Annotated in this window: 5 protein-coding genes; 1 reads left to right on the forward strand and 4 read right to left on the reverse strand. The window is 63.0% G+C overall.

The window, feature by feature from the left end:
• A partial coding sequence (locus EN745_RS29605) for a helix-turn-helix domain-containing protein (RefSeq protein WP_145992196.1) occupies positions 1–309 on the reverse strand: 309 nt, incomplete at its 3' end.
• Positions 310–421: 112 nt separating this feature from the next.
• Here EN745_RS29605 and EN745_RS29610 point away from each other — a divergent pair.
• A complete protein-coding gene (locus EN745_RS29610) occupies positions 422–1,126 on the forward strand; it encodes a glutathione S-transferase family protein (RefSeq protein ID WP_126055126.1) in 705 nt (234 codons plus the stop codon).
• A gap of 51 nt (positions 1,127–1,177) precedes the next feature.
• Here the strand turns inward: EN745_RS29610 and EN745_RS29615 are convergent, their stop codons facing one another.
• From EN745_RS29615 to EN745_RS29625, 3 genes are all read right to left on the reverse strand, one after another.
• Positions 1,178–2,401: a TadE/TadG family type IV pilus assembly protein gene (locus EN745_RS29615; RefSeq protein WP_127422881.1), complete on the reverse strand. Its 1,224-nt coding sequence runs from the start codon at positions 2,399–2,401 to the stop codon at positions 1,178–1,180.
• A gap of 171 nt (positions 2,402–2,572) precedes the next feature.
• Complete coding sequence (locus EN745_RS29620; protein WP_127422880.1) at positions 2,573–3,205, reverse strand: LysE family translocator; 633 nt, start codon at positions 3,203–3,205, stop codon at positions 2,573–2,575.
• Positions 3,206–3,526: 321 nt separating this feature from the next.
• Positions 3,527–5,116 (reverse strand): VWA domain-containing protein (locus EN745_RS29625; RefSeq protein WP_145992197.1); only part of this gene is annotated, 1,590 nt, incomplete at its 5' end.

Here is a 5,116-nt window from a genome sequence, read left to right on the forward strand (position 1 = left end):
GTCTTGCGCATGCTCCCACCAGGCGCCGAGCGCATCGATCAGCGGCACAAGCCCGCGGCCCGCTTCCGTGAGGTCGTAGTCGACGCGCAGCGGATAGCCCTGATGCGCCGTGCGCCGCACGATGCCGGCGTCCTCCAGCTTGCGCAACTCCAGCGCCAGAATGCGATGCGACACGGTCGGATTGTCACGCCGGAGCTCGCTGAAGCGTTTGGTCCCGTCCTTCAGATAATAGAGCAGCAAGGTCGGCCAGCGGCCGCTGAGCACGCGCATGGTCTCTTCGATCGGGCAGCACGAGATGACATCTTTCATGGGGGACCTGGGGGCGTGGTTACAGAATAGTGCGTAATTTACATGGGGCGACCAGCGTTTAGGGTCAAGTTTCGCTGCGCGGCGTGATCCTCGAACATGGAAGAGACAACAAATGGAACCTATCCTCCTTTACGGCTTCCCGGCGGGAAGCTCCATGGGGCTCGTCGCTGCCTTCGAACGCCTCGGGCTACCCTACCGGCTGTGCCGGGTGGACATGCTGGCCGACATGAAGAACGAAGCCTATGCCAGCATCAACGGCCGGCAGGAAACGCCGGTGCTGATCACCGACGAAGGCAAGGTGCTGACCGAGACCATGGCGATCGCCGCATGGCTCGAGGCCCGCGATACAAACCGGCGCATCAGCTTCGACCCGCGCACGCAGGAAGCCGATCGGATGCATCAACTCATGGCTTTTGTGAACACCGGATTTACCGCCGCTTTCATGCCGCTCTGGGCGGCGTTGGAAATGACGTCGCCGGACCCAGTCTTGCAGGCAACCTTGCGCGACTTTGGTCGCAAGGCCGTTGCCGAACGCCACGACCGGCTCGAGGCGATGATCAACGGGACCGACTTCCTGGTCGGCGATCGGCTGACGCTGGCCGACACCACGCTGATCGGCGTGGCGCGCTGGGCCGAGTTCCACCAGGCGATCGAGGGCGCCGACTATCCCAGGCTTGCCGCTTTGCGCGAGCGCATCCAGGCCGATCCGGTCGTGCAATACGCGCTCGCCGTAGAGGATGGCAGAAAGCCTGTGGGTTCGGGTGCCTGCCTTGGGCATGTCCCGCTGGCCGAGGTGATCGAACGCTTCGCGGCCTAGAGCTGCTATTGGGCGGCGCCAGCGCGCCTGGCGCCGCCCAACGAATACTCCTTATTTCACGAGCGTGATGAGGCGGCTGGCATACATCTCGCGACTTCCAAGCACGGCTGAGCAGTCCGTTTTGATGGATGAGTTTCCGGTCATCTGCACGGTCTTGCCGACAAGCCTCAGGCAGTCTCCCTGGCCGCTCATGTCGGAGTTGCCGGCATAGGTAACGGGCGCGTCCGGCGCGTAGACGAAACCGCTGATCACGGAATTGGCGCCGCCATTCAACGTCAAGGCCGACGTGTTTTCGTGGTTTTCGAAGATGGTGATGCCGGCATAGGGACCGCTGGTGGGCGGGGAAAGGTTCACCTGCTCATTGGCATTTATGTAAATCTGCGCGCCCTCCATGAGGAATATCGTCACCCCCTGGCCGGTCAGGCTGCCGTTGCCCCCGGGTTTGATGGCGGTGCCGCGCATTATGTAGACGCCAGGCTCAAGCGTGATGTTTCCCGACAATGTCTTGTCGCAATAGGTGCCGGGCGCCAGCGTGTAGGTCTTGCCCTTGGGGACCGGCAAACACAACGTGTAGTCGGGGGGAACGACGTCGGCCAGGGGATCGAAAGACGCGTACTGATGCTCGAGCGGCGTTCCGCAGGTGAGATTGGCGCTTGGTGGCGAAAGGCCGGAAGTGCCGCCGACCGTCGAGACGCATGCCGCCGAGACCAGGGCGGAGCCACCTCTGCTGACGGCATCGGACGCGTCGGAGTTCGCGGCGATCACGCAACTGCTCATCGAGACATTGGTCGAGCCTTGCAGGCTCACCGCTGAAGACACATGCGGATCGAGCGCCAGCACGCAGGCCTGTGCACCCGGGTTCATCTTGACCTTGGCCGAGCGGTTGGCCTGCCACGAGGCCGCGCCGCTGAGGAAGCTTGGCCGGCTGATGCTGGACGAAAGCGAGATGTAATAGGCGCTCGGGCTCCCACTGGCGGCTGCCGAAAAGGCGGAGACGCTGCCTGAATATTCCTGCTGGTCGGCGGCGCTCATGTTGGCCGCAAAAAATGTCAGCCCAAGCGACTGGACGTCACCGGCTGTCATCCCGGCTGAGTACTTCGTGGCGACGGCAAGCCCGGCCGCGTCCAGCGAGTTCTGCAACTGCGCTGCGTCGTCGCTGGTGCCCACCAGATCGATGGTGCCGGCCACGCCAAGCATTATCGGCAGCATCGCTATGGCGGTCCCCATGGCGAAGTTGCCGCGCTCGGAGGCCCGGAAGCGTTTCAATGCGAACATTGCCCCTCGCCGAACTCTGTAAAGCTCAAGTGATACGCCAGGGGTCTCTACGAGCAATTTAAGCAAATGATAAAATGCTTGAATTGTAAAATGCTGCACAAATGGTTGGCCAAGCAGCCAGGCCACAGCGGCAGCTGGCGCGCAACAAGACCTGAATATCGGCACGCCCCGTCAGCGCTGCGCTTCGGTTGCCATCCTCAGAGCCAGCGCCGCCAGCACCGTGCCCATCATCCAGCGCTGGATGACCATCCACAGCGGTCGTCCGGCGAGGAAGGTCGCGATCGAGCCGGCTGTCACCGCGATGATGGCATTGACGGTGAGGCTGATCGAGATCTGGGTGACGCCCAGCACCAGAAGCTGCGACAGGACACGGCCCTTGGCCGGGTTGATGAACTGCGGCAGCAGCGAAAGGTAGAGCACCGCCACCTTGGGGTTGAGCAGGTTGGTCATAAGCCCCATCGCGAACAGCTTGCGCGGCCTGTCCTTCGGCATCTCGCGGACGTGGAACGGCGAGCGCCCGCCGGGCCTCACCGCTTGCCAGGCGAGCCACAGAAGATAGAGCGCGCCGGAAATGCGCAGCACGTCATAGGCGAAGGGCACGGCAAGCAGCAGCGCGGTGATGCCGAAGGCCGCCGAGACCACGTAGAACAGGAAACCGCAGGCGACGCCGCCAAGCGAGATCAGCCCGGCCTTCGGCCCTTGCGACAGCGAACGCGAGATCAGGTAGATCATGTTCGGCCCCGGCGTCAGCACCATGCCGAGGCAGACCAGCGCGAAGGTCAGATGGTTGGCGACGTCGGGCATTGCTTGACTCCAGCGCATGCGGCAGGGACGGTCCGATGCCGGCGAGCACCGACTTGTGCCTTGTGCCGCGAACGCGCACAAGGGCTTGCCGGCGCCGGCCGTTGCGCCAGGGTGGCATGCCGCAGGTTGGTGGGTAGTCTCGGCCTGCCTCCGCGGTCACGTCCAAATGGACGTGCGCTGCACAGTCTCAAACGAAGGCACTCATCTCCAACGCTTTTGTAACCTTCTACTTACCGACGACGAGGCCGCCGGACGAGGCGAGCTTATAGGATCGGCACGGCGAAGGACGATCTTCAACGCACCGGCATCCTTTGATGTGCCTTACCCCACCACGCGCAAATTCGACAATTCGTTCGCAATTTCCTTGAAATTGTCCGACAGCGTAGCGCCGGTCGCGTTCCAAAACAGCTTGGCCGGCTTGCTGGGGTCGGTCGGATCCTTGCGGAAGCGCGAGTCGGAAGAGCAGGCCTTCAGCGCGTCCATCGCCTTCTTGTCGCCGGAATCCGTCAAGGACATGTCGAGCGCGACGGTCATCACCATGATGTTGGCCGCCTTGGCGTTGTTGCACAGGCTCGCCATCTGCTCGTTGAGCGCGGCGGTGTAGTTGCTGGACGTATAGTTGAACTGGCCGATGGCGCTCGACGTGCCGGTGAACAGCCGGGTCACGGCCGTGCCGTGATAGGCGAGGCCGGTGTATCCATAGGCGGCATAGGTCGACTTGTTGCCGGCCGGGTCGCTGCTGACCGTCGAATAGGTGTTCTCGCCGTCGGTGAGCACGATGACGACCTTGTCATTGCCGCGCTCGCTCTCCGGCCGCCCTTCGGTGAAGGGCTCGGTGCTCGATACGGTGCGCCAGCCCCAGGCCATGCCTTCCGGCACATTGGTGTTGCCGTTCGGCTGCATCAGGTCGATCGCCGCCTTGATCGCCGTCAGCCCTGCCGCCTGGGTGACATCGGTCAGCGGTGTGATCGGCGTCGTGGTGCAGCTGTAGTTGGGACCGGCGCCGGTCGACAGCACGGGCGCATGGATCGGCCGCGGCTGGAAATACTTGGCCATGTTGGATTGCCGTGTCTTGCCGGTGGTGCTCGACGGATCGTCGTTCCACCAGCTGTTGGCCGCGCCATAGGTGACCGGTTTCGCCTCGTCGGGATCCTGCGTCAGATACCAGTGGTTGCCCGGCTCGTCCGGCGCGAACATGGGGACGAACATGGTTGCCGGGTCGCCGACGCCGGTGCCGATGTTGTTGGGGCCGCCGGAGGCCGGCGCGTCATTGACATTGTAAGGGTAGGGACGGTCCTCGACGCAGCCCTGCCAGCTGGCGAACGGGCCGTAGGTGTCGTTGTAGTCGTATTCGTCGTGGCTGCGTTTGCAGGTATGGTTCGAACGATATTCGTCGCAGACCACGCGCTTGGAGCCGACGATGCGCTCATGGCTGGTGACCACCTTCATGTCGCGGTAGAGCGAGAAGCGGGTCAGCATCTGGCCTTCCTGCTCGCCCCAGTCGGAGCCCTTCTTGTACCAGATGCCGTTGAACTTCTGCGCGTATTTGTTGGTGGCGTTCAGCGTCGTCCAATCGAAATTCTCGTGGTGTACCGGCGACAGCCCATAGGTGTCCATCCAGGAAGCGTTGTCGTTCTGCGTCCCGACATTCACCGAGGCGGCGAAGGGCACGATGCTGAACTGGACCGGCTTGTCGATCTGCTTGATCGCGGCCGCCTGCTGCGCCAGCGTGTCGACGAGCTGCTTGGCGGCCTGCTTGAGCAGGTCGATGCGCTTTTGCCCCGCGCCGGTGCCGAGGTTGCTCATCGAGCCGGAATTGTCGAGCACCATGGCGACTTCCAGCGTGTTTTTCAGCCGCACTTCCGAGCATACCGAGTAGTCGACGTCGGAAGACTGTTTATCGATCAGCAT

It is taken from the genome of Mesorhizobium sp. M4A.F.Ca.ET.022.05.2.1, assembly GCF_003998845.1.
Taxonomy (GTDB): Bacteria; Pseudomonadota; Alphaproteobacteria; order Rhizobiales; family Rhizobiaceae; genus Mesorhizobium.

What these genes read in the sequence shown, in the direction of transcription:
- EN745_RS29610 (WP_126055126.1), top strand. Translation starts at nt 422, where the DNA reads ATGGAACCTATCCTCCTTTACGGCTTCCCGGCGGGAAGCTCCATGGGG.
- EN745_RS29615 (WP_127422881.1), bottom strand. Translation starts at nt 2,401, where the DNA reads ATGTTCGCATTGAAACGCTTCCGGGCCTCCGAGCGCGGCAACTTCGCC.
- EN745_RS29620 (WP_127422880.1), bottom strand. Translation starts at nt 3,205, where the DNA reads ATGCCCGACGTCGCCAACCATCTGACCTTCGCGCTGGTCTGCCTCGGC.